A 20,685-nucleotide genomic window follows, 5' to 3' on the forward strand; every position below is an offset into this window, starting at 1 on the left:
TGGATGCGCCGGTGACAAAGCAGGCCATCGGAACGCCGGCGTTGTGCTGAGCGTGGCGGAGTAAAATCCGGCCAGTGGTTAGGCTGATCCCTTTTGGGAGCGGCCGGGGATGTTTGCCGTGGAGAGCTACGCCGCTGTTCGGCGCTTCGTGTTCGTGGAGGGTCACAGCCGCCGCGAGGCGGCACGTGTGTTCGGGCTGAACCGGGAGACGGTGGCCAAGATGTGCCGGTTTTCTCTGCCGCCGGGCTATACGCGCAAGGAGCCGGCGGCGAAGCCGAAGCTGGGACCGCTGCTGCCCGTGATCGATGCGATCCTGGAGGCGGACCAGACAGCACCGGTGAAGCAGCGTCATACGGCCAAGCGCATCTTCGAGCGGCTCCGCGACGAGCATGGCTTTGCCGGCGGCTACACGGTGGTGAAGGATCATGTCCGGATCAGGCGGGCGCGCGGGCGCGAGACGTTCGTACCGCTGGCACACCCGCCGGGCCATGCGCAGGTCGATTTTGGCGAGGCGATCGGCGTGATCGGCGGCGTGCGCCAGAAGATACACTTTTTGTGTATGGATCTGCCGCAGTCGGATGCCTGCTTTGTGAAAGCATATCCACGCGAGACCACGGAAGCGTTCCTCGACGGGCATGTGTCGGCGTTCGCCTTCTTCGGCGGCGTGCCGCTGTCGATCCTCTATGACAACACCACGATCGCGGTGGCGAAGATCTGCGGCGACGGGAAGCGGGAGCGTACCCGCGCCTTCACCGAGCTATGCAGCCACTACCTGTTCCGCGATCGCTTCGCGCGGCCGGCAAAGGGCAACGATAAAGGCAAGGTCGAGGGGCTGGTCAAGTTCTCGCGCGCCAACTTCATGGTGCCAGTCCCGCACGCTGCCAGCTTCGACGATCTGAACGCCATGCTCGCCGATCGCTGCCGCGCTCGACAGAACGATCACGCCGGTCGCCATGTCGAGACGATCGGCGAACGGCTGGCGGCCGACCGTGCAGTGTTGCGGCCGCTGCCGGCGGTCCCGCTGGAGGCGTGCGAGAAGCGGGCGGCGCGGGTCTCATCGATGTCGCTCGTGCGCTACCGGACGAACGACTACTCGGTGCCAACCACCTATGGATTCCAGGACGTGGTGGTGAAGGGCTTCGTCGCCGAGGTTGTGATCCTGTGTGGCGGCAGGGAGATCGCTCGCCACCAGCGCTGCTATAGCGAGGGCACGTTCGTTGCCGATCCGCTCCACTATCTGGCGCTGATCGAGACCAAGCCAGGTGCGCTCGACCAAGCCGCGGCGTTGCAGGGCTGGGAGTTGCCGGAGGTGTTCCAGCACATGCGGCACCTGCTTGAAGCGCGGATGGGCAACCGGGGCAAGCGCGAGTTTATCCAGGTGCTGCGACTGCTTGAGGCGCTGCCGCTCGATATCGTCACCGCTGCCGTGACCCAGGCGATCCACATCGGTGCGATCGGCTTCGACGCGGTCAAGCTGATCGCCTTGGCGCGCGTGGAGCGGCGGCCCGCCCGGCTGGACATGGCGGCCTATCCGCATCTGCCGAGAACGTCGGTGAAGACGACCGCCGCTGCCGATTACGCGGTGTTGGCGGCATGAGCGGCACACCCGACCCGATGCCGGCGGGCACAATGAGCGGCACGCCACAGGTGCTGCTGGCCCACCACCTCAAGCAACTGAAGCTGCCAACGGTGCTGCGCGAGTATGACAAGGTTGCACGTGAGTGCGCCCGCGACGGCACCGATCATCCCCGCTACCTGCTGCGGCTGATAGAGCTCGAGCTGATCGATCGCGAACGGCGCACGATCGAGCGGCGCATCCGGGCAGCACGGTTCCCGGCGGTGAAGAGCTTCGACACGTTCGACTTCGCCGCCATCCCCAGCCTCAACAAGATGCTCGTGCTGGAGCTCGCACGCTGCGAATATGTCCTGCGCCGCGAGAATGTGATCGCGCTTGGCAACAGCGGCACGGGCAAGACCCATGTCGCGCTCGCGCTCGGCCTGGCGGCCTGCCAGAAGGGGCTTACGGTCGCGTTCACGACCGCGGCGGCGCTGGTCAGCCAGTTGATGGAGGCACGCGACGAGCGACGCCTGCTCAAGCTCCAGCGTGACCTCGCAGCGGTGAAGCTGCTGATCATCGATGAGCTCGGCTACGTGCCGCTGTCCCCCACCGGGGCAGAGCTGCTGTTCGAGGTCTTCTCCCAGCGATATGAGCGCGGCTCGACCATCGTCACGTCCAACCTGCCGTTCGAGGACTGGACGCAAGTGCTCGGATCCGAGCGGCTGACCGGCGCGCTGCTCGACCGGCTCACACATCACGTCAGTATCCTCACGATGAATGGCGACAGCTATCGGCTGAAGCAGTCCACCAGCCGCCGCCGCTCCGCTAACAAGGAGGAGCAAAACCGGACCATCGAGATCATCGATCCGGACACCGGCGAGATCACCACCGCCTGATCGACGACGACGACAACGATATGAAGAGGGCCCCGATCGGGGCCCTCTTCATATCGTTGTCCAGCATCAGCAATGGCCTGCTTTTACTCCGCCACGCTGGCCTGGAATCCGACCGGCGTTGACAACCCCGCCACGCTGAGACAATCTTCAGTTCAAAGAAATGAGTCGCGCCTTTCCAGAAGGACGCCGGCCGAAAACGGCGATCCATGGATCGAGGGCCCCGATCGGGGCCCTCTTCATATCGTTGTCCAGCATCAGCAATGGCCTGCTTTTACTCCGCCACGCTGGCCTGGAATCCGACCGGCGTTGACACCACCATCCGCATGGAGCCCAGCGGCCAGGTGATCGTCTTTACCGGCCAGACGCCGATGGGCCAGGGGGTCGAGCGCGTGCTGCAGCAGATCTGCGCGGCCGGGCTGACGATGCCCGACGATGACGTCACCGTCGTCCATGGCGACACCCACGCCTGTCCCTACACCGCTTATGGCAGTGGCGGCAGCCGGGGGACCGGTATCGGCGGATCGGCGGTGATGCTCGCCGCCGGTCGAATCCGCGAGAAGCTCTGCCTGATCGGTGCCCATTTGCTCGGCACCGACCCCGAGGCGGTCGAACTCAGCCAGGGCGGCGTCCAGGTCCTGGGCGATGCCGCGCGGCGTGTCTCGATCGCGCAGGTCGCGCGCGCCGCCTATCTGGCCCATAACCTGCCGACCGGGATGGAGCCGGGCATCGACGCACGCGCGAGCTTCGATCCCGCGACGCTCGCCATCACCTACGGCGTCGCCCTCGCCCGCGTCGAGGTCGACCGCGAGACCGGACTGGTCGATATCCGGCAGATCGTGTTCGGCCATGATTGCGGGCGGCAGATCAATCCCGCTCTCGTCGAGGGGCAGGTGGTGGGCGGCATCGTCCAGGGCATCGGGGCGGCGCTCTACGAGGGACTCGATCATGACGCCGCCGGCCAACCGCTGACCCGCTGCATGCGCGACTATCCCCTGCCCTTCGCCGCCGACGTGCCGCCGATAACGCTGGTCCACCTCGAGACGCCTTCGCCCTTCTTCCCGAACGGCGCCAAGGGCGTCGGCGAAAGCGGCACGATCCCGATTCCTGCGGCGATCGCCAACGCGATCCGCGACGCTCTGGGCGATAGCGCGGCGGAGCTCGTCAACCGCTTGCCAATCCGTCCCGAAAACCTGCTGCAACCCTGAAAGGATTTTCCCATGGCCGATTATGCGAAAGACGAGGCACGCATCCGCGAGATCGTCGAGCAGATGTTCGAGGCAATCAGCTGGTCGGGCGAGAAGGCACCCGATTTCGGCGCCTTTTCGGGTGCGGTGCGCAAGGACGCGGTGCTCGTTCCCGCCGCCAGGCCGGCAGGTCCGACCGACATCGACAGCTTCGTGGGCCGGATGAGCGGCCTGTACGAAAGCGGCGGCATGAAAACCTTCGACGAACGCGCGAACAAGACGATCGTCAAGGTGTTCGGCAATCTCGCCGTGGCGATCGGCAGCTATCAGGCGCAGATCGACGGCGGCTCGGTCGGCCGGGGGGCGAACGGCTTCCTGTTCGTCCGCAATGAAGGCGACTGGCAGATCGCGGCCATGGGCTGGGACAGCGAGGACGAAGGCAAGCCGCTTCCCGCCGAGCTGGTCTGAGGCAATCCCGATGCGCGATAGAGGCTTTCCGTTCGGGCCCGGAGGGGTAAGCTGGCGGTCGTGACATGCGCGAGGGCGGGAGGACGATGATGAACGCCGGGGACGGCTGGTCCCGACGTATGGCTGAACTGGCGCCGCGGATCCTGCGCCACGACGTCGCCTTGCTCCGGGCGCCGGCCGGCTATGGCAAGAGCATCGCGCTCGATCGGCTGCGCGACGTGCTGGAAGCCGATGGCCGGCGATGCGCGGCGCTCGTCCTCGACAAGCGCGACGCCGATCTCGATCGCTTCTTCCGCCGGGTGTCGGGAGCGGTCGGCCTTGATCCGCCGGCCGCCACCGCCGCCGCGATCGCCGAAGCCTTGGAGAAAGTTTCGGACGACCGCGCCGATATATTGTTCCTCGACGGCATGGACGAAGCTGGCGAAGGGCTGCCCGAGGCCCTGTCCGACCTGATCCTGTTCACCCCCGGCCTTCGCTTCGTCATAGCCTCCCGCGAGGCAGCCCTGCCCGGCCTGGCCAAGCTTCGCGCCCAGGACAGGGTCGCGCTGATCGGGCCAGACCATCTGAGTTTCACCCGCGAGGAGGCGATCGCCTTTCTCAACACCGGCGAGGATGCCGACATCGCGCGGCTCGTCGAGCGGTGCGAAGGATGGCCGATCCTGCTGAAGCTCGTCCGCGACGGGCTCGAGGCGGGCGACCCGCCCGCGCTGGCCGGCGAGATGGGATCGCTGTCGGCCGGCCTGATCGCCGACTTTCTCGACGAACAGATCCTGGCGCCTTTGGCCGCGGAGGATGTCGACTTTCTCGAACGGACGGCGGTCGTCTCGCGTTTCACGCTCGATCTGGCGCGGCTCCTCGCTCCCGACGCGTCGATCGAGAAAACGATCGAACGGCTGGGGCGATCGGCCGGCCTGCTCCAGGCCCGCCGGCTCAATGGCCTCTGGTACCACGGCAATGCGATGCTCAGAGCGGCACTGATGCGCCGACTGCAGGCGCGGGTCGGCACCGACATTCGGCAGGTTCACCGCGCGATCGAGACGTGGATGATCGAGCATGACGCGACCGACGAGGCGGTGCTCCATGCCTGCCTCGCCCAGGATTATGACGAATGCGTCCAGCTCGTCCGGCGCTTCGGGCCCGCCAATCTGTCGATGCGCTATGGGCTGCGGACATTGCGTTCGGTGCTTGCCGCTTTTCCGCGCCATTATCTCGACCATGAACCCTCGCTGGGCATCTCGGAGGCGCTGATCCTGTCGAAGGAAGGGCGCGTTTCCGACGCGCGGAGGCTGATCCAGCGCCTGCGTGAGGCCGGTGGCGGGCAGCCCGTCCCGGCCGGTGTGCTCGGCGACCTCGACCTGCTCGACGTCATGCTCAGCTGCCATGCCGACCAACCCCTGCCCACCGGGCTGGCCGAACGGCTGTCCGAGGTCGCGAGCCAGCTCCCGCATGCCGACATGATCCATCAGGGCTGGGTCCAGAACCTGCTCTGTCGCGTCCATCTCGGCCTCGGCAATTTCGCCAATGCGGCGGCGGCGGGTCTCGCCGCCGAACGCTATTATGCAAAGTCGGACTCGCGCTACGGGCAATTCTACATCCATCTCCATCTCGCCTCGACGCGCGGCTGGCAGGGGCTTTACGATCAGGTCGGCAGCCATCTCGACAGCGCGGAATCGATCGCGGTCCAATATTTCCCCGAAGAACCCAACATGGCCGCCCTGTCGCGTCTGCTGCGCGCCGAGCTGTTGTTCGAGCGGGGCCAGGGCGATCTCGGCATCGACCTGCTGCCCGCGCTGCTGAGCGCCGAGAACAATGACGGCTGGCTCGACCTGTTCGTCAGCGGCTATCGCACGGCCGCGCTCCGGGCGTTCCAGGACGGCGGGCTCGAAAGCGCGCTGGCGGTGACCCGGCGTGGCGAGGAGGCCGCGATCCGCACCGGCCTGCCCCGCCTGTCGCTGGTGATGCAGATCCTGCGCGCCGAACTGCTCTCGCTCGCCGGCCACCGTAACCAGGCCGGCGCCGCGCTGCGGGCGATCCGCCTGGGCAGCACCGGGGACGACGATGCGCGCTGGCGCGAGCGGCTGGCCCTCGGCATCGCCAATGCGCGGTTGCTGATCCACTCGCGCCAGTTTCGCCGGGCAACGGTGCTGCTCGACACGCTGGAAGCCGAATGCGAACGGCGCGGGATCGGACGGCTCGTCCTTAAGGTAGGCATCTTGCGGGCGATCCTGCTCGCCTGCTCGGGTAGCCCGCAGCGCGCGATCGCGAGCTTCGTCGAGTTGCTCCAGTCCGGCCCGCTCCAGCCATCGATCCAGGCCTTTCTGGAAGAAGGCGAGCTGATGGCGCGGCTGTGCTCGCTGGCATCGCATCATTCGCAGCGGCATGGTCTGACGGCCGAGGCGGCCCAACTGCTTGCCGACCTCTCGGTACGGCTCGGGCGAAGCTATGATCATGTCATCGACCAGGACGCCGGAGGCTCCTATCTGAGCGGGCGCGAGCGCGAGATTTTGCTGAGCCTGGCCCAGGGCGAGTCGAACAAATCGACCGCCGAGCGCCTCAACGTCTCGGAAGCGACGGTGAAATTCCACCTCCAGCGCATCTACCGGAAGCTCGGGGCGCACAACCGGGTGAAGGCGATCGCCGTCGCCCAGCAGCAGGGCTTGCTATACTGACCAGCGAGCGGGACGGCATTTTCGGCGGCATACCTATCCGAACGGCCAGCCCCCTCCTCGCCCCCTTCCCGACACATACTTTCGGGAGTGCCCGCAGGTCGGGCCCGAGGCTTGTCAGCATCGACCGATAGCCGTCTCATGACCCCGCAACCAGGTCGGGGGGACCGGAATGTCGTCACCAGCACCATCATTCGCCGACCAGGCTGGAGCCCGCCGAGCCATGGCCCTCGACACTCCTCTGCTGCCCGATGCCGACGCCATCGAGGCGGCGGCGCGTCGGATATCGGACCTGGCCATACGGAGCCCGCTGATCCGCCTGCAGGGCGATGGACGCAACGACATCTTCCTGAAGCTGGAAATGCTCCAGCCCGTCGGTTCCTTCAAGATACGCTGCGCCGCCAACGCGCTGCTACAGCGGGTGGAAGCCGGACATGTCAGCGTATCGACCGCCAGCGCCGGCAATTTCGCGCAAGGCCTGGCCTATGCCGGCCGCGAGCGCGGCATCGCGGTCACCGCCTATGTCCCGGAGAGCGCCGCGGAGAGCAAGCTGGCCGCCCTGCGCCGGATGGATGCCACGATCGTCCGCCTCGCCTATGCGGATTGGTGGTCGATGCTTGCCGACGGCTCCGACGACCCGGCCTTCATCCACCCGGTCGCCGACCGCGACGTCATCGCCGGCAACGCCACGATCGGATTCGAGATCGCCGAGGATTTGCCCGGGACCGCGACGGTGGTCATCCCCTATGGGGGCGGCGGCCTGACCACCGGCGTCGCGACCGGGCTGAAGGCCCGCGGTTCGACCGCCATGATCGTCGCGTGCGAAACCGAGGCGGGCGCGCCGCTGCGCGGGGCGTTCGCCGCCGGAAAGCCGGTCACGGTCCCATTCGATTCCGGCAGCTTCGTCACCGGCATGGGCGGGCCCGCCGTGATCCCGGCGATGTGGCCGCATGTCCGCGCGCTGGTCGACGACGCCGCGCTCGTCTCGCTCGCCGAAACCGCCGCCGCGGTGAAGCTGCTGGCGGAGCGCCATCACCTGATCGCCGAGGGGGCCGGCGCCGCGCCGGTGGCGGCCGCCATCGCGCGGGCCGATCCCGGGCCGGTCGTGTGCATCGTATCGGGCGGGCACCTCGATCCCGGCCACCTGGCTGCCATCCTGGCCGGCGCGGTGCCGTGACCGATGTCGCCGGGGTTCATCCCGCCGTTCCAGACGTTCCAAAGGAGTAATTCGTGTCTACCACCGCCATCAACCGACCCGCCGCCGGCAACCCGAAAAGCCGAGTCCAGGGCGAGAAGATCCTGCTCGAAGGCGAGGACGGCCTCTTCACCCAGTCCTGGTTCCCGATCTGCCTGTCGAGCGACGTGCCGGTCGGCACGGTCAAGGGCTATGGTTTCCTCGACGGCCGGATCGTCGTGTTCCGCGGCGAGGATGGGGTCGCCAACGTCACCAGCGCCTTCTGCCCGCATCTCGGCGCCGACCTTCGTTCGGGCGACGTCATCGGCAATACGATCCGCTGCGCCTTCCACCATTGGAATTATGATGGCGATGGCCGCTGCGTCCATACCGCGATCGGCGATCCGCCGCCGCCCTCGGCGCGCCTCTACAAGTTCGTCAGCCAGGAAAAGTTCGGCATCGTCTGGGCCTTCAACGGCGACGAGCCCCATTACGACCTGCCCGACTTCCCCTATCCGGAGGAGGAACTGGTCATCCGGACGATCGTCAACGGCGAGCCCAACGGCGTCGACCCCTGGATCCAGTGCGCGAACACGCCCGACATGCAGCACATCAAGGCGCTGCATAACGTGAAGTTCACCCAGGAGGATCCCGAGGACATCGCCTGGACCGACCATTCGATGCTCTACAGCTTCTCGGGCATCCACACCGACGGATCTCCGGTCGACAATGTCGTCGGCATCTACGGCACGTCGCTCTACTACCAGACCACCGACTATGCGGGGCGCTGGTTCGGGTTCCTCAACCCGATGGGGATGCCGCAGCCTGGCCAGGCGCAAAATTACATGGTGCTCGTCGCTCGTCGCGACAGCGGCACCCCCGAGGAGGTCGAGCGCTTCCTCGATTTCGTCGAGGAACTCGAGCGCGGCGTGGTCTCCGAAGACCTGATGGTCATGTCGTCGCTCAAGTTCCGTCCGGGCACGCTGACCAGGAGCGACAAGACGCTCGCCCGCTTCTTCGACTATATGCGCGCCTATCCGCGCGCCCATCCGTCACGCGATTTCATCTGAACGAGGGAGGCGGCACCGACCGCCAAAAGGGGACGTGGAGAAAATCATGACAGGGAAACTGAAGATAGCCCGCTGGGCCATTGGAACTGCAGTATTTTCAATGGCAACCGTCGCCGTGGCGCAGCGGCCCGAAACGGGAGGGCCGGCGGTAGCGGAAGCGAGCGAGGCACCCGACCAGATCGTCGTCACCGGGCGTAAGCGGGAAGAACGGCTGCAGGACGTTCCCGAAGCGATCACCGCCTTCACCTCGGCGACGATCGAGGCGGCCAATATCGACAATATCCGCGACGTAGCGCTCAATGTCCCGAACTTCAGCATCTCGTCGGCGGAACAGCCCGGTATCGTGCTGATCAACATTCGCGGCGTCGGTCAGGTCCGCAACGGCGAACCGCCGATCGCGGTGGTGATCGACGGAGTCCAGCTCAACAACGTCAATCAGTTCACCCAGGACCTGTTCGATATCGAGCGGATCGAGGTGCTGAAGGGGCCCCAGGGCGCGGTCTACGGCCGCAACGCGATCGCCGGCGCGCTCAACATCGTCACCCGCCAGCCCACCAACGAACTGGAAGGCATGGTCGAGGGTACGATCGGCACCGGCCGCGACCTGCGCGCCCGTACCGCGATCAGCGGGCCGATCGTCGAGGACAAGCTGCTGTTCCGCCTGTCGGGCTCGGTGCGCGACTTCGATGGCGACATCAAGAACGTCACCCTGAACAAGGACGTCAACGACGACGAATCCTACGCCTTCCGCGGCAGCCTGATCGCCAAGCCCACCGAGGCGCTGACCATCGATGTCCGCGGGTCGCGGACCGAGAACCACAGCGGTGCCGCCTGGTACAGCTTCGTGCCGCCCGGCGCGCAGCGGACCGACCTGCTGCCGATCACCGCCGACATTCCCGGCAAGGTCGATCGCTATCTCCACGACGCATCGGTGAAGATCGACTATGAATTTCCGGGCGTCACCCTGACCTCGGTCAGCGCCTACACGCGGACCAAATTCTTCCTGAACGAGGATTTCGACTTCCTGCCCTTCGACTATCTTTCGGGCACGCAGGGCTTCAAGTCGGACGCGTGGAGCCAGGAACTGCGGCTCGCCTCGGGCCCGGGCAGGTTCAACTGGATGGCCGGCGCCTATCTGATCAAGACCGATCAGAAGCTCGACAGCGTCCTGTTCGTGCGCCCGGGGGCCGGCGGGGTGCTGTTCCCCTTCCCCATCCCCGCGCCGACGGTGTTCACCGCGACCCGGTCGACCGACGACAATCTCGCCTATGCCTTCTTCGGCCAGGCCAACTACAGCGCCACCGACAAGCTCGATCTGTCGCTGGGGCTGCGCTACGACATCGACGAGCGCAAACAGACCGACCGCGCTCTGCCCGGCCTCCCGCGCTACGACAAGACCTTCAAGGCGTTCCAGCCCAAGCTGGCGATCACCTACAAGCTGACGCCGGACGCCAATCTCTACGCCTCCGCAGGCAAGGGCTTTCGCAGCGGCGGCTTCAATCCCAACGCCCGCATCACCCGCGCCTATAAGGCCGAGGAGAACTGGAGCTTCGAGGGAGGCTTCAAGTCGACCTGGCTCGACCGCAAGCTGACCCTCAACGGCGCGATGTTCTACACGCGGGTCAAGGACCGGCAGATCTATCTGTTCGACCAGCTCACCGGGGCGCAGATCATCACCAATCCCATACCGCGATCGCGGATCATGGGCGCGGAGCTGGAGATGACCGCGCGGCCCGCCGACGGCCTCGACGTCTCGCTATCGGGCGGCTTCCTCGACACCAAGATCACGCGCTACGACACGACGCTGTTCGCGGGGCTGCCGGCCGCAGGCGACTTCACGGGCAACGAGCTTCCACAGGTACCGCGCTGGTCCTATTCGGCGGCGGTCCAGTACCGCATCCCGCTCGGCGACGACATGGAGCTGACGCCGCGCGTCGAGGCGAACGGCAAGGGCGGCCATTATTATTGGGAGGTCGACAATCGCGACCGGCTCGATTTCGTCAACCTCGTCAATGCGCGGCTGTCGTTGCGCACCGGCCCGGTGACCCTGACCGCCTATGTCGAGAACCTGTTCGACAAGGAATATCTGATCGACGTCGTCGCGCAGCGCTTCAGCGGCGCGCCGCTCGGCGACTATAACCAGAGGAGTTGGGGGCGCCGCTACGGCCTGACCGGCCGGTTCAATTTCTAGGCCAATGCGGGCGGCGGTCGTCACGGGGGCCTCGAGCGGGATCGGCCTGGCCACCGCCGCCCTGCTCGTCGAGCGTGGATGGCAGGTCTTCGGTAGCGTCCGAAGCAGCGCGGCGGCGGACAAGCTCGCTGCCGCGATCGGCCCGGGCGTGACGCCGCTCATCTTCGATCTGCGCGACGGCGAAGCGATCGGGCGGGCTGCGGCAGAGATCGCGACCGCGCTCGACGGCCGGCGCCTCGACGGACTGGTCAACAATGCCGGGCTCGCTCATTTCGGCCCGCTCGCGTTACAGCCGATCGAGGACTGGCAGGCGCAGATCGAGGTCAACCTGTGCGGCACACTGCGCGTCGTCCAGGCCTTGCTTCCGCTGCTCGGCGCGGATCCGTCGCGAACCGGGCCGCCCGGCCGGATCGTCAACATATCGTCGGTCAGCGGGCGGATCGCGCTGCCCTTCACCAGTGGCTATGCCGCCTCCAAACACGGGCTGGAGGCGCTGTCCGATGCGATGCGGCGCGAACTGGCGATCTATGGCATCAGGACGGTCGTCGTGCAGCCCGGCGCGGTGCGTACGCCGATATGGGACAAGATCGATCGGGCCGAAGACGAGCGCTTCGCCGACAGCGATTTCGGCCCGCCGTTCGCCCGTTTCAAGGCAGCCTTCGCCGCCGCCGGCCGCGCCGCGCTTCCGCCCGAGCGCTTCGCCGAGCTGATCCATCGCGCCCTCACCATCCGCAATCCGCGTCCGCGCCAGGCGCTCATGCGCGGGCGGCTGATGCACTGGACATTGCCGCGCCTGCTGGGCGATCGCGCCGTCGATCGGCTGATCGGACGGTCGCTGGCGCTCACGAACAAGGAGCCCGCCGCATGATCGTCGTCGAGAAGGCCACCCGCATCGCCGCGCCGGCCGAACGGCTGTGGCATTTGCTGTCGAGCCGCGAGGGGCAATGCCGGCTCGAGCGCGGCATCGTCGCCTCGATCGATTTCGAGGGAGAAGGCATCGGAATGATCCGCCATATGCGGCTCGAGGGCCATTCGCCCGACATCGTCGTCAAGGAGCGGCTCGAGCTGTGCGACGAAGCCACCCTCGAAATGCGGCTGAGCATCGTCGACACGGGCGACATCGTGCCCTTCGCCTGCCACAGCGGCTATGCCCGCATCATCCCCGCCGGCCCGGCCTCGTCGATCCTCTCTTTGCGGACAAGCTTCATGCCGGTCGACATGGACGATGAGACCGCCCGCGCGATCGCCGAGCGGAACCACGACATGCTGATCGCCAATGTCCGGACGGCACTGGCGAAGTCCGCCCAATAGCTGTCAGGCCGGTACCTTCGCCAGCATGTCGCGCACCGCCGCGACGGTATCGGCCGCCTTGTCGCCGTCTGGGCCGCCGCCCTGCGCCATGTCGGGACGGCCGCCGCCGCCCTGTCCGCCCAGCACCGCCACCGCCACCTTGACGAGATCGACCGCGCTGATCCGGTCGACGAGGTCGCCGGTGACGCCCGCCGCGACGCTCGCCCGGCCTTCGTTGACCGCGACGATCACCGACACCCCCGATCCGAGCGACGCCTTGGCGTCGTCGACCAGACCGCGCAGACCCTTGGGATCGAGGCCATCGACGACCTGGGCCAGGAACTTCACACCCGCGACGTCCTCCGGGCCTGCCGCTTCGGCCTTGCCGCCCCCCCCGAGGGCCAGCGCCTTTCGCGCCTCGGTCAGCTCGCGTTCGAGCTTGCGCCGCTCCTCGACCAGCGCGGCGATCCGGGCGGGCACCTCGTCGGGCGAGGTCTTGAGCGCGGCGGCGGCTTCCCTGAGCTTTTCGTCGCGCTGGTTGAGCCACTGGCGCGCCGCTTCGCCGGTCAGCGCCTCGATGCGGCGGACCCCGCTCGACACCGCGCTTTCCGATATGATCTTGAACAGCGCGATATCGCCCAGCGCGGAGACATGGGTGCCGCCGCACAGCTCGACCGAATAGGTCCGGGCATCGGCCCTGCCCATCGAGAGGACGCGGACCTCGTCGCCGTATTTTTCGCCGAACAGCGCCATCGCGCCGGCTTCGATCGCCGCGTCGGGGGTCATCAGCCGGGTGGTGACCTCCTCATTCTCGCGGATATGGCGGTTCACCTCGGCCTCGATCGCGACGATATCCTCGTGTGTCAGCGCCTTGGGGTGCGAGAAGTCGAAGCGGAAGCGATCGGCGGCGACGAGGCTGCCCTTCTGGGTGACATGACCACCGAGCCGATGGCGCAGCGCCGCGTGCAACAGGTGGGTCGCCGAATGGTTCGCGCGGATGCGGGCGCGGCGATCGCCATCGACGCTCAGGTGCAGCGCGCTGCCGGTCCTGACCGTACCGCTCACCAGCTTGCCGCGATGCGCGTGGAGCCGGCCGAGCGGCTTGGCTGTGTCCTCCACCGCGATATCGAGCCCATTGTCGCCGGTGATCCGGCCGGCATCGCCCATCTGGCCGCCGCTCTCGCCGTAGAAGGGCGTCTGGTTGGTGATCAGCACCACCTCGTCTCCCGCGGTGGCGGCATCGACCCGCTGGCCGTCCTTGACGATGGCGAGGAGCTGGCCGTCGCCTTCCTCGCTCACATAGCCGGTGAACTCGGTGCCGCCGAACTCCTCGGCGATGTCGAACCAGATTTCGTCCGAAGCCTTCTCGCCCGACCCCTTCCACGCGGCCCGCGCGGCCGCCTTCTGTTCGGCCATCGCCGCGTCGAAGCCCGCCCGGTCGACGCCCAGGTCCTGCGCGCGCAACGCGTCCTCGGTCAGGTCGTAAGGAAAGCCGAATGTGTCGTAGAGCTTGAACGCGACCGCGCCGGGCAGGACGTCGCCGGCCTTCATGCCCCCGGTCGCCTCGTCGAGGAGGCGCAGCCCATTGGCCAGGGTCTGGCGGAAGCGCGTCTCCTCCAGCTTCAGCGTCTCTTCGATCAGCGGCTGCGCGCGGACGAGATCGGGATAGGCGGCGCCCATCTCGGCGACCAGGCTCGGCACGAGGCGGTGCATCAGCGGTTCGGCCGCGCCCAGCAGATGCGCATGGCGCATGGCGCGGCGCATGATGCGGCGGAGCACATAGCCGCGCCCCTCATTGGCGGGCAGCACTCCGTCGGCGACCAGGAAGCCCGAGGCGCGCAGATGGTCGGCGATGACGCGGTGCGACGCCTTGTTCGCGCCGTCGGTCGCGGTCTTGGTCAGTTCGCCCGAGGCGGCGATGAGCGCCTTGAAGGTGTCGGTATCGTAATTGTCGTGGACGCCCTGCAGCACCGCCGCGATCCGCTCCAGCCCCATGCCGGTGTCGATCGAGGGCCTCGGCAGGTCGATCCGGGTCTCCTTGTCCACCTGCTCATATTGCATGAAGACGAGGTTCCAGATCTCCACGAAGCGGTCGCCATCCTCGTCGGGGCTGCCCGGAGGACCGCCGGGAATATGCGCGCCATGATCGTAGAAGATTTCGGAACAGGGGCCGCAGGGGCCGGTGTCGCCCATCGACCAGAAATTATCGGACGTGGGGATGCGGATGATCCGGCTCTCTGGGATGCCGATCTTCTTCCACAGGCCATAAGCCTCATCGTCGGTGTGGTAGACGGTGACGGTCAGCTTTTCGGCAGGAATGCCCCAGGTGCCGGTGAGCAGGCTCCACGCCAGCGAGATCGCGCGTTCCTTGAAATAGTCGCCGAACGAGAAATTGCCGAGCATCTCGAAGAAGGTGTGGTGGCGCGCGGTGTAGCCGACATTGTCGAGATCATTGTGCTTGCCGCCGGCGCGCACGCATTTCTGCGAAGACGTCGCGGTCGAATAGGGGCGCTTTTCCAGCCCGGTGAAGACGTTCTTGAACGGCACCATGCCCGCGTTGACGAACATCAGCGTGGGATCGTTGTGCGGCACCAGCGGCGCCGACGGCACCGGCTCGTGCCCCTCCTGCGCGAAATGGTCGAGGAACGAGCGGCGAATGTCGTTGGTCGAGGTCATGGGAGCGACTTAGGCGAGAGAGGGCCGCTTCTCAAGCGGTTCGGCCGAGATCATGGCATATCTCCGCCATCTACGGCGTAATGCGTATGGTCGAAGGCATCGCCGGCGCGGAATATGGCTCGATGACGTCCAACCTGTCGAAGCGATCCTTGGCCCTCCTGTTCGGCCTGACCTGCCTAGCCGCATCGCAGGCCGCCGCGGCGCGGCCCGACAAGCTCGTTCGCGAAGGCCATACCCTGGCGGTGAAGCGGTGCGGCGCCTGCCACGCTACCGAGAAGACCGGGGCCAGTCCTCTCGCCGCAGCCCCCCCGTTCCGCTCGCTGGCCTATCGCTATCCGGTGGAAACCCTCGACGAGGCCCTGGCGGAGGGAATCACGGTCGGTCACCCCGACATGCCGTCCGACCCGTGGGAACCCGACGATATCGAGCGGTTCATCGCCTATCTGAAAGACATCGGTCCGAAGCCCGCCAAGGGGCGATGACGCCTGTTCCAATCACGATCAGATCCCCGGGATGAGGTCGGCGAATTCCTCAGGTCGCCCACATCGATCCGAACAGGACTGCCAGCGGACACGAGGGTCCGCTCTCGGGGAGAACGGCCACGTATAGGACCTGCCACCCATTGCGTCAGACCGCGCCCCGAAGGCGACGCCTCGTCACGCATAGGCGTAGGGGCCGCCTTTCTCCAAAGCCGCCTGATAGGCCGGGCGGGCGTGGATGCGGCCGAGCCAGTCGACGATGGCCGGGCGGCGGCCATCGAGTTTGAGGCGCTGGCGGGCGGCTTCGAGAGGGAAGCTCATCATGATGTCGGCCGCGCTGAACGCGGCGCCGGCGAACCAGGGGTGCCGGCCGAGCTCGGTTTCGACATAATCGATATGCGTCATCGCCATTTTCGAGACGAAGCCCCGGGCGGGCCATCCGAACGGTCCCATCTTGGCGATCACCAGCGACAGCAACAGCGGCGGCATCAGCGAGCCTTCGGCATAGTCGAGGAAATAGCGCCAGCGCAGCGCGCCGTCGGCATCTTCTGGTGGACCTAACGGGCCTCCCGAGAGCGCGATGAGATATTCGATGATCGTCGCGGTCTCAGCGACGATCCGGCCATCATGCTCCAAGAGCGGCGATTTGCCGAGCGGATGGACCTGCTTGAGCTCGGGCGGCGCGAGCATGGTCTTCGGGTCGCGCGCATAGCGCTTCACCTCATAGGCCAGACCCAGCTCCTCGAGCATCCACAGGATGCGCTGCGATCGGGAGTTTTCGAGATGATGGACGATGATCGCCATGGTAGAGGCTCCGGCGGAACCAGCCCCGACTTCCCCCGTCAGCCCGGCTCGTTCACATAAACCGCCATTTCGTTACCCGACGGTTCGCAGAAGTGGAAGCGGCGGCCACCTGGAAAGGCGAAGATCGGGCGAGTGACCATGCCACCCGCCGCCTCGACCGAGGCCAGCGCGGCTTCGAGATCGTCGGTCTCGATGACGGCCAGAGGCGCCTTGGTGGCATCGCTCGCATCGCCATTGAGACCGATATCGGCGCCCGCCTGCCCCATGGTTGCGGCGTAGTCGGGCCCGAAGGCGGTCAGCGACCAGCCAAAGGCCTTCTCGAAGAAAATCTTCGAGGCGGCGGTGTCGCCGACGGGCAGCTCGACATAGTTGAGACGCGCAGTCATCATCTTCATCCATATCCAATGCAGTGATCCCGGCGAAAGCCCGGATCTCACCGCCTCTACCAGGCCATGCCGAGGGCACGAAGGATAAGAGCAGAGTCCAGCTTCCGCTGGAACGACGGCGGAGAGGAACGCTCTCCGCCTCCCCGATCAGACGTCGTCGTCCTCGGACGGACCGGCCATCAGCGCCTCGCCGACATCGTCGGACTTGCCGCGGATCGCCGCTTCGAGCTTCGTCGCCAGTTCGGGATTCTCGCGGAGAAAGGTTTTCGAATTCTCGCGGCCCTGGCCGATGCGGACCGAGTCATAGCTGAACCAGGCTCCCGACTTCTCGACGAAGCCCGCCTTGACGCCGAGGTCGATCAGCTCGCCGACCTTCGACACGCCCTCGCCGTACATGATGTCGAACTCGACCTGCTTGAACGGCGGCGCGACCTTGTTCTTGACGACCTTCACGCGGGTCGCGTTGCCGACCACCTCGTCGCGATCCTTGATCGCGCCGGTGCGACGGATGTCGAGGCGGACCGAGGCGTAGAACTTCAGCGCGTTGCCGCCCGTCGTCGTCTCGGGCGAGCCGTACATCACGCCGATCTTCATACGGATCTGGTTAATGAAGATGACGAGGCACTTCGACCGGCTGATCGATCCGGTGATCTTGCGCAGCGCCTGGCTCATCAGCCTGGCCTGGAGACCGACATGGCTGTCGCCCATCTCGCCCTCGATCTCGGCGCGGGGTACCAGCGCGGCGACCGAGTCGATCACCAGCACGTCGATCGCATTCGAGCGGACCAGCGTGTCGGCGATCTCCAGCGCCTGCTCGCCCGTATCCGGCTGCGAGACGATCAACTCGTCGATATTGACGCCGAGCTTCTTGGCATAGACCGGGTCGAGCGCATGTTCGGCATCGATGAAGGCAGCAGTGCCGCCGGTCTTCTGGGCCTCGGCGATCGCATGCAGGGCCAAGGTGGTCTTGCCCGAGCTTTCCGGCCCGAAGATCTCTACGACGCGCCCCTTGGGCAGGCCGCCGATGCCGAGCGCGATATCGAGCCCGAGCGAACCGGTCGAGATCGCCTCGACCTGCATCGTCTCGCGGCTTCCGAGCTTCATCGCCGAGCCCTTGCCGAAGGCGCGGTCGATCTGCGCCAGCGCGGCTTCAAGGGCCTTCTGCCTATCCATATTCGCTGCTTCCCTTTCGGATCCGATGAGCTTCAATTGCGCCGACATGTGCGTCACTCCCTCGTAGATCGGGTGGCCCGAAACCTCAAACTGGAACTTTTGTACTCCAAACGTTCCATTGGAACAAGGGGTGAACTTTCTTCTTTTGTTCTCAGGCCTCCGCCATCAGGCCGGAACGGCTTCTGCGTAAGCGGGATTGAGGCACTCCTTCATCCTTCCACGGTCTCCGTGCGGGCGTGGTCGGCCAGCGCCTCGCGCGCGGCCTGTCCGATCTGCTGGACCGAGAAAGGCTTGGGCAGGAAGCCGATATTGTCGAGGTCGATCGACTTGCGCAGCTGTTCCTCGGCATAGCCGGACATGAAGATGATCGGCAGATCGGGCCGCTTTTCCCGTGCCGCGCGGGCCATGGTGGGGCCGTCCATCGACGGCATCACCACGTCCGAGATGACGAGGTCGATGGGCTCCGCCGCCGATTCGAGCATCTCGAGGCCCTCCTCGCCATTGGTCGCGGTGAGGATCGTATAGCCCTGTCGCGCCAGCGCGCGTTCGGCGACGGCGCGAACCATCGCCTCGTCCTCGACCAGCAGGATCGTGCCGGTGCCCCAAAGCTCGGTACTCGCCTCCTTGACCGGCGCTCGCGCGGCGGCGACCGTGGCGGGGGCTTCGTGGACCGGCAGGTAGATGACGAAGCTCGTCCCCACTCTGACTTCGCTTTCGGCGAAGATGAAGCCGCCGGTCTGCTTGACAATGCCATAGACGGTGGAAAGGCCGAGGCCCGTACCCTTGCCGACCTCCTTGGTGGTGAAGAAGGGCTCGAAGATCTTGTTGAGATTTTCGGCCGGGATGCCGCTACCGGTGTCGATCACCTTCATCGCGGTATATTCGGTCACCGGCATGATCTCGATACCGATACGGCGGACATCGGCCTGCGAGACCGCATAGGTCTGGATCGTCAGCGTACCGCCGTCGGGCATCGCGTCGCGCGCGTTGACCGCCAGATTGACGATCACCTGCTCGAGCTGGCCCGGATCGGCGCGGACGGTGCCGAGGTTGCGGCCGTGGCTGACCTCGAGCCGCACGGTCTCGCCCAGCAGCCGTTTCAGCAGGTTGGAGATCTCGGAGATGACGTCGGGGATCTGCAATATCTGCGGACGCAGCGTCTGCTGCCGCGAGAAGGCCAGCAGCTGGCGGGTCAGCGCCGCCGCGCGGTTCGAATTATGCTTGATCTGCTGAATGTCGTCATAATCGCTGTCGCCCGGGATGTGGCGCATGGTCATCAGGTCGCAATGGCCGATGATCGCGGTCAGGATATTGTTGAAGTCGTGCGCGACCCCGCCGGCGAGTTGGCCGACCGCCTGCATCTTCATCGCCTGGGCGACCTGGCGCTTGAGCTTCGATTCCTCGCTATTGTCCTTGAGGCTGAGCAACACCGATGCCTTGCCGAGCCCCTTGGCGGCGGCGATCGTCAGCGAGACATTCTCCTCGGGCCGCTCCTTCAAGCGTACCGACAGGTCGCTCGCCGATCCCCGCCCCGCCGAGAAGCGCCGCACCGCGTCCGATACGGCTGCCTTGTCTTCCTCGACGACGAGGTCGCTCGGATAGACGATCGTCGCCTCGGCCCCCAGCCCCGCGGCGCGGCGGAACGAGGCGTTCATGAACAGGACGCGGCCGTCGCGCTCGGCCACGGCCAGGCCGATCGGCAGCATGCCGAGCAGCGCGTGGAGATCGCCCGTCGCCACCGCACGTGCCTCGCTGCCATTGCCTGCGGGCTCGTCGAGCAGAAGGAACAGCGTCGCGTCGGCCCCTCCCTGGTTGTCGAGCGGGATCTGGATCAGGCGGATCGGGTCGGCAGTGGGGGGATCGGCGGCAAGCCGGATCAGCTCGCCATCGCTGCGCAGCAATTCGGCGAAGGCCCAGCCCGCGCTCGGTGCATCGACCGAGCCCAGCGCACGCTGCAGGAAGACCCGGTTGCCGACGAGGCCGATGCCATTGCCGTCGACCAGCGCGGTCATCACCCCCGCGCTGCCGATCCGCCGGCCGATCTCGCTGCCCAGCATCCGCATGATGTCGCCGAGCCCGTCGAACTCGCTCGACCGGCGGAAGCGCCAGACGAGATGGTCGTCGCCGTTGCCGGCGCGCCGCACGACCACGTCGACGAGACCGCGATCGGTCGACAGCTTCGCGATCTGGACGCGGCCATCGCGCCGCGCGGCGAGCGCAGCGGTGGACAGCTGCATCCGGGCCGCCGCATCCAGCGGCAGGCCCGGCGGTGTCGGCAACCCGCCGAACCAGGCTTCATATTGCCGGTTGGCGCAGACCAGGTCGCCGTGCGGGCCGGTGATCGCGACGCCCGACATCGAATCCTCGATCGCGCCAAGCATCAGTTCGATGTCGAGCTGCCGTTCCGGCCGCGTGTGGATCTGCGCGCGGATCATCGCGACCAGCAGGATCATGCCGATACCGAGGCAGAAGGCGAGCATGAACAGGCCCGCGACCAGAAGATTGTCGGTGGCGCCCCAGATCATCCCGGTCATGCCGATCGACGCGATGAAGCCGAGCACCCCCAGCAGCGCGTTGAGGACGAAGCGACCCGAACTCGCGGACATCGGGGCGGCGGGGAACAGCGTGACCATGCGCGCTTGTTCTCCGCCCTCCCCGCTTCGTCAAGCG

16 protein-coding genes are annotated in these 20,685 nt (G+C 66.5%); 11 read left to right on the plus strand and 5 right to left on the minus strand.

The annotated features are described in order from the left end of the window. Positions 1-109 precede the first annotated feature (109 nt). The 10 genes from istA (at position 110) to ASE22_RS00050 (ending at position 12,518) form a co-directional block, all read left to right on the plus strand. Positions 110-1,597 carry an IS21 family transposase gene (istA, locus tag ASE22_RS00005; RefSeq protein WP_056353239.1) on the plus strand — a complete coding sequence of 496 codons (1,488 nt, stop codon included), beginning with the start codon at positions 110-112 and terminating at the stop codon, positions 1,595-1,597. 17 nt (positions 1,598-1,614) lie between these two features. Further along, entirely contained in the window at positions 1,615-2,454 is an 840-nt protein-coding gene (gene istB, locus ASE22_RS00010; RefSeq protein ID WP_321163638.1) for an IS21-like element helper ATPase IstB, read from the plus strand. Positions 2,455-2,714: 260 nt separating this feature from the next. After that, positions 2,715-3,659: a xanthine dehydrogenase family protein molybdopterin-binding subunit gene (locus ASE22_RS00015; protein ID WP_235538110.1), complete on the plus strand. Its 945-nt coding sequence runs from the start codon at positions 2,715-2,717 to the stop codon at positions 3,657-3,659. A 12-nt stretch (positions 3,660-3,671) separates the two neighbouring features. After that, positions 3,672-4,106, plus strand: coding sequence for a DUF4440 domain-containing protein (locus ASE22_RS00020; protein ID WP_056353245.1), 435 nt, complete (start codon positions 3,672-3,674; stop codon positions 4,104-4,106). 119 nt (positions 4,107-4,225) lie between these two features. Continuing rightward, positions 4,226-6,775 (plus strand): LuxR C-terminal-related transcriptional regulator, encoded by a 2,550-nt coding sequence (locus ASE22_RS00025; protein ID WP_235537490.1) that lies wholly within the window; start codon positions 4,226-4,228, stop codon positions 6,773-6,775. Positions 6,776-6,995: 220 nt separating this feature from the next. After that, positions 6,996-7,949: a threonine ammonia-lyase gene (locus ASE22_RS00030; protein WP_056353248.1), complete on the plus strand. Its 954-nt coding sequence runs from the start codon at positions 6,996-6,998 to the stop codon at positions 7,947-7,949. A gap of 53 nt (positions 7,950-8,002) precedes the next feature. After that, complete coding sequence (locus ASE22_RS00035; RefSeq protein ID WP_235536197.1) at positions 8,003-9,016, plus strand: Rieske (2Fe-2S) protein; 1,014 nt, start codon at positions 8,003-8,005, stop codon at positions 9,014-9,016. A 100-nt stretch (positions 9,017-9,116) separates the two neighbouring features. Then, on the plus strand, positions 9,117-11,207 hold the full coding sequence (locus ASE22_RS00040; protein ID WP_235536196.1) for a TonB-dependent receptor: 2,091 nt from the start codon (positions 9,117-9,119) through the stop codon (positions 11,205-11,207). 4 nt (positions 11,208-11,211) lie between these two features. Next, on the plus strand, positions 11,212-12,075 hold the full coding sequence (locus tag ASE22_RS00045; protein WP_056353251.1) for an SDR family oxidoreductase: 864 nt from the start codon (positions 11,212-11,214) through the stop codon (positions 12,073-12,075). After that, on the plus strand, positions 12,072-12,518 hold the full coding sequence (locus ASE22_RS00050) for an SRPBCC family protein (protein WP_056353254.1): 447 nt from the start codon (positions 12,072-12,074) through the stop codon (positions 12,516-12,518). The genes ASE22_RS00045 and ASE22_RS00050 overlap by 4 nt, the downstream gene beginning before the upstream one ends. 3 nt (positions 12,519-12,521) lie before the next feature. On the opposite strand, the gene alaS is transcribed toward ASE22_RS00050, so the two are convergent. After that, positions 12,522-15,173 carry an alanine--tRNA ligase gene (gene alaS, locus ASE22_RS00055; protein WP_056353256.1) on the minus strand — a complete coding sequence of 884 codons (2,652 nt, stop codon included), beginning with the start codon at positions 15,171-15,173 and terminating at the stop codon, positions 12,522-12,524. 80 nt (positions 15,174-15,253) lie between these two features. Between alaS and ASE22_RS00060 the strand changes: the two genes are divergently transcribed. After that, positions 15,254-15,655, plus strand: coding sequence for a c-type cytochrome (locus tag ASE22_RS00060; protein ID WP_235536195.1), 402 nt, complete (start codon positions 15,254-15,256; stop codon positions 15,653-15,655). Positions 15,656-15,829: 174 nt separating this feature from the next. On the opposite strand, the gene ASE22_RS00065 is transcribed toward ASE22_RS00060, so the two are convergent. The 4 genes from ASE22_RS00065 to ASE22_RS00080 form a co-directional block, all read right to left on the minus strand. After that, complete coding sequence (locus tag ASE22_RS00065; RefSeq protein ID WP_056353258.1) at positions 15,830-16,456, minus strand: glutathione S-transferase family protein; 627 nt, start codon at positions 16,454-16,456, stop codon at positions 15,830-15,832. A 38-nt stretch (positions 16,457-16,494) separates the two neighbouring features. Beyond that, the gene (locus tag ASE22_RS00070; RefSeq protein ID WP_056356146.1) at positions 16,495-16,842 is read right to left on the minus strand and encodes a VOC family protein; all 348 of its coding nucleotides are present in this window, start codon (positions 16,840-16,842) and stop codon (positions 16,495-16,497) included. A gap of 147 nt (positions 16,843-16,989) precedes the next feature. Then, complete coding sequence (gene recA / locus ASE22_RS00075) at positions 16,990-18,063, minus strand: recombinase RecA (protein WP_056353260.1); 1,074 nt, start codon at positions 18,061-18,063, stop codon at positions 16,990-16,992. Between the two features lie 161 nt (positions 18,064-18,224). Next, positions 18,225-20,648: a hybrid sensor histidine kinase/response regulator gene (locus ASE22_RS00080; protein WP_056353264.1), complete on the minus strand. Its 2,424-nt coding sequence runs from the start codon at positions 20,646-20,648 to the stop codon at positions 18,225-18,227. Positions 20,649-20,685: the final 37 nt, after the last annotated feature.

Source organism: Sphingomonas sp. Root720, from assembly GCF_001428605.1.
In the GTDB taxonomy this organism is placed as follows: domain Bacteria; phylum Pseudomonadota; class Alphaproteobacteria; order Sphingomonadales; family Sphingomonadaceae; genus Rhizorhabdus.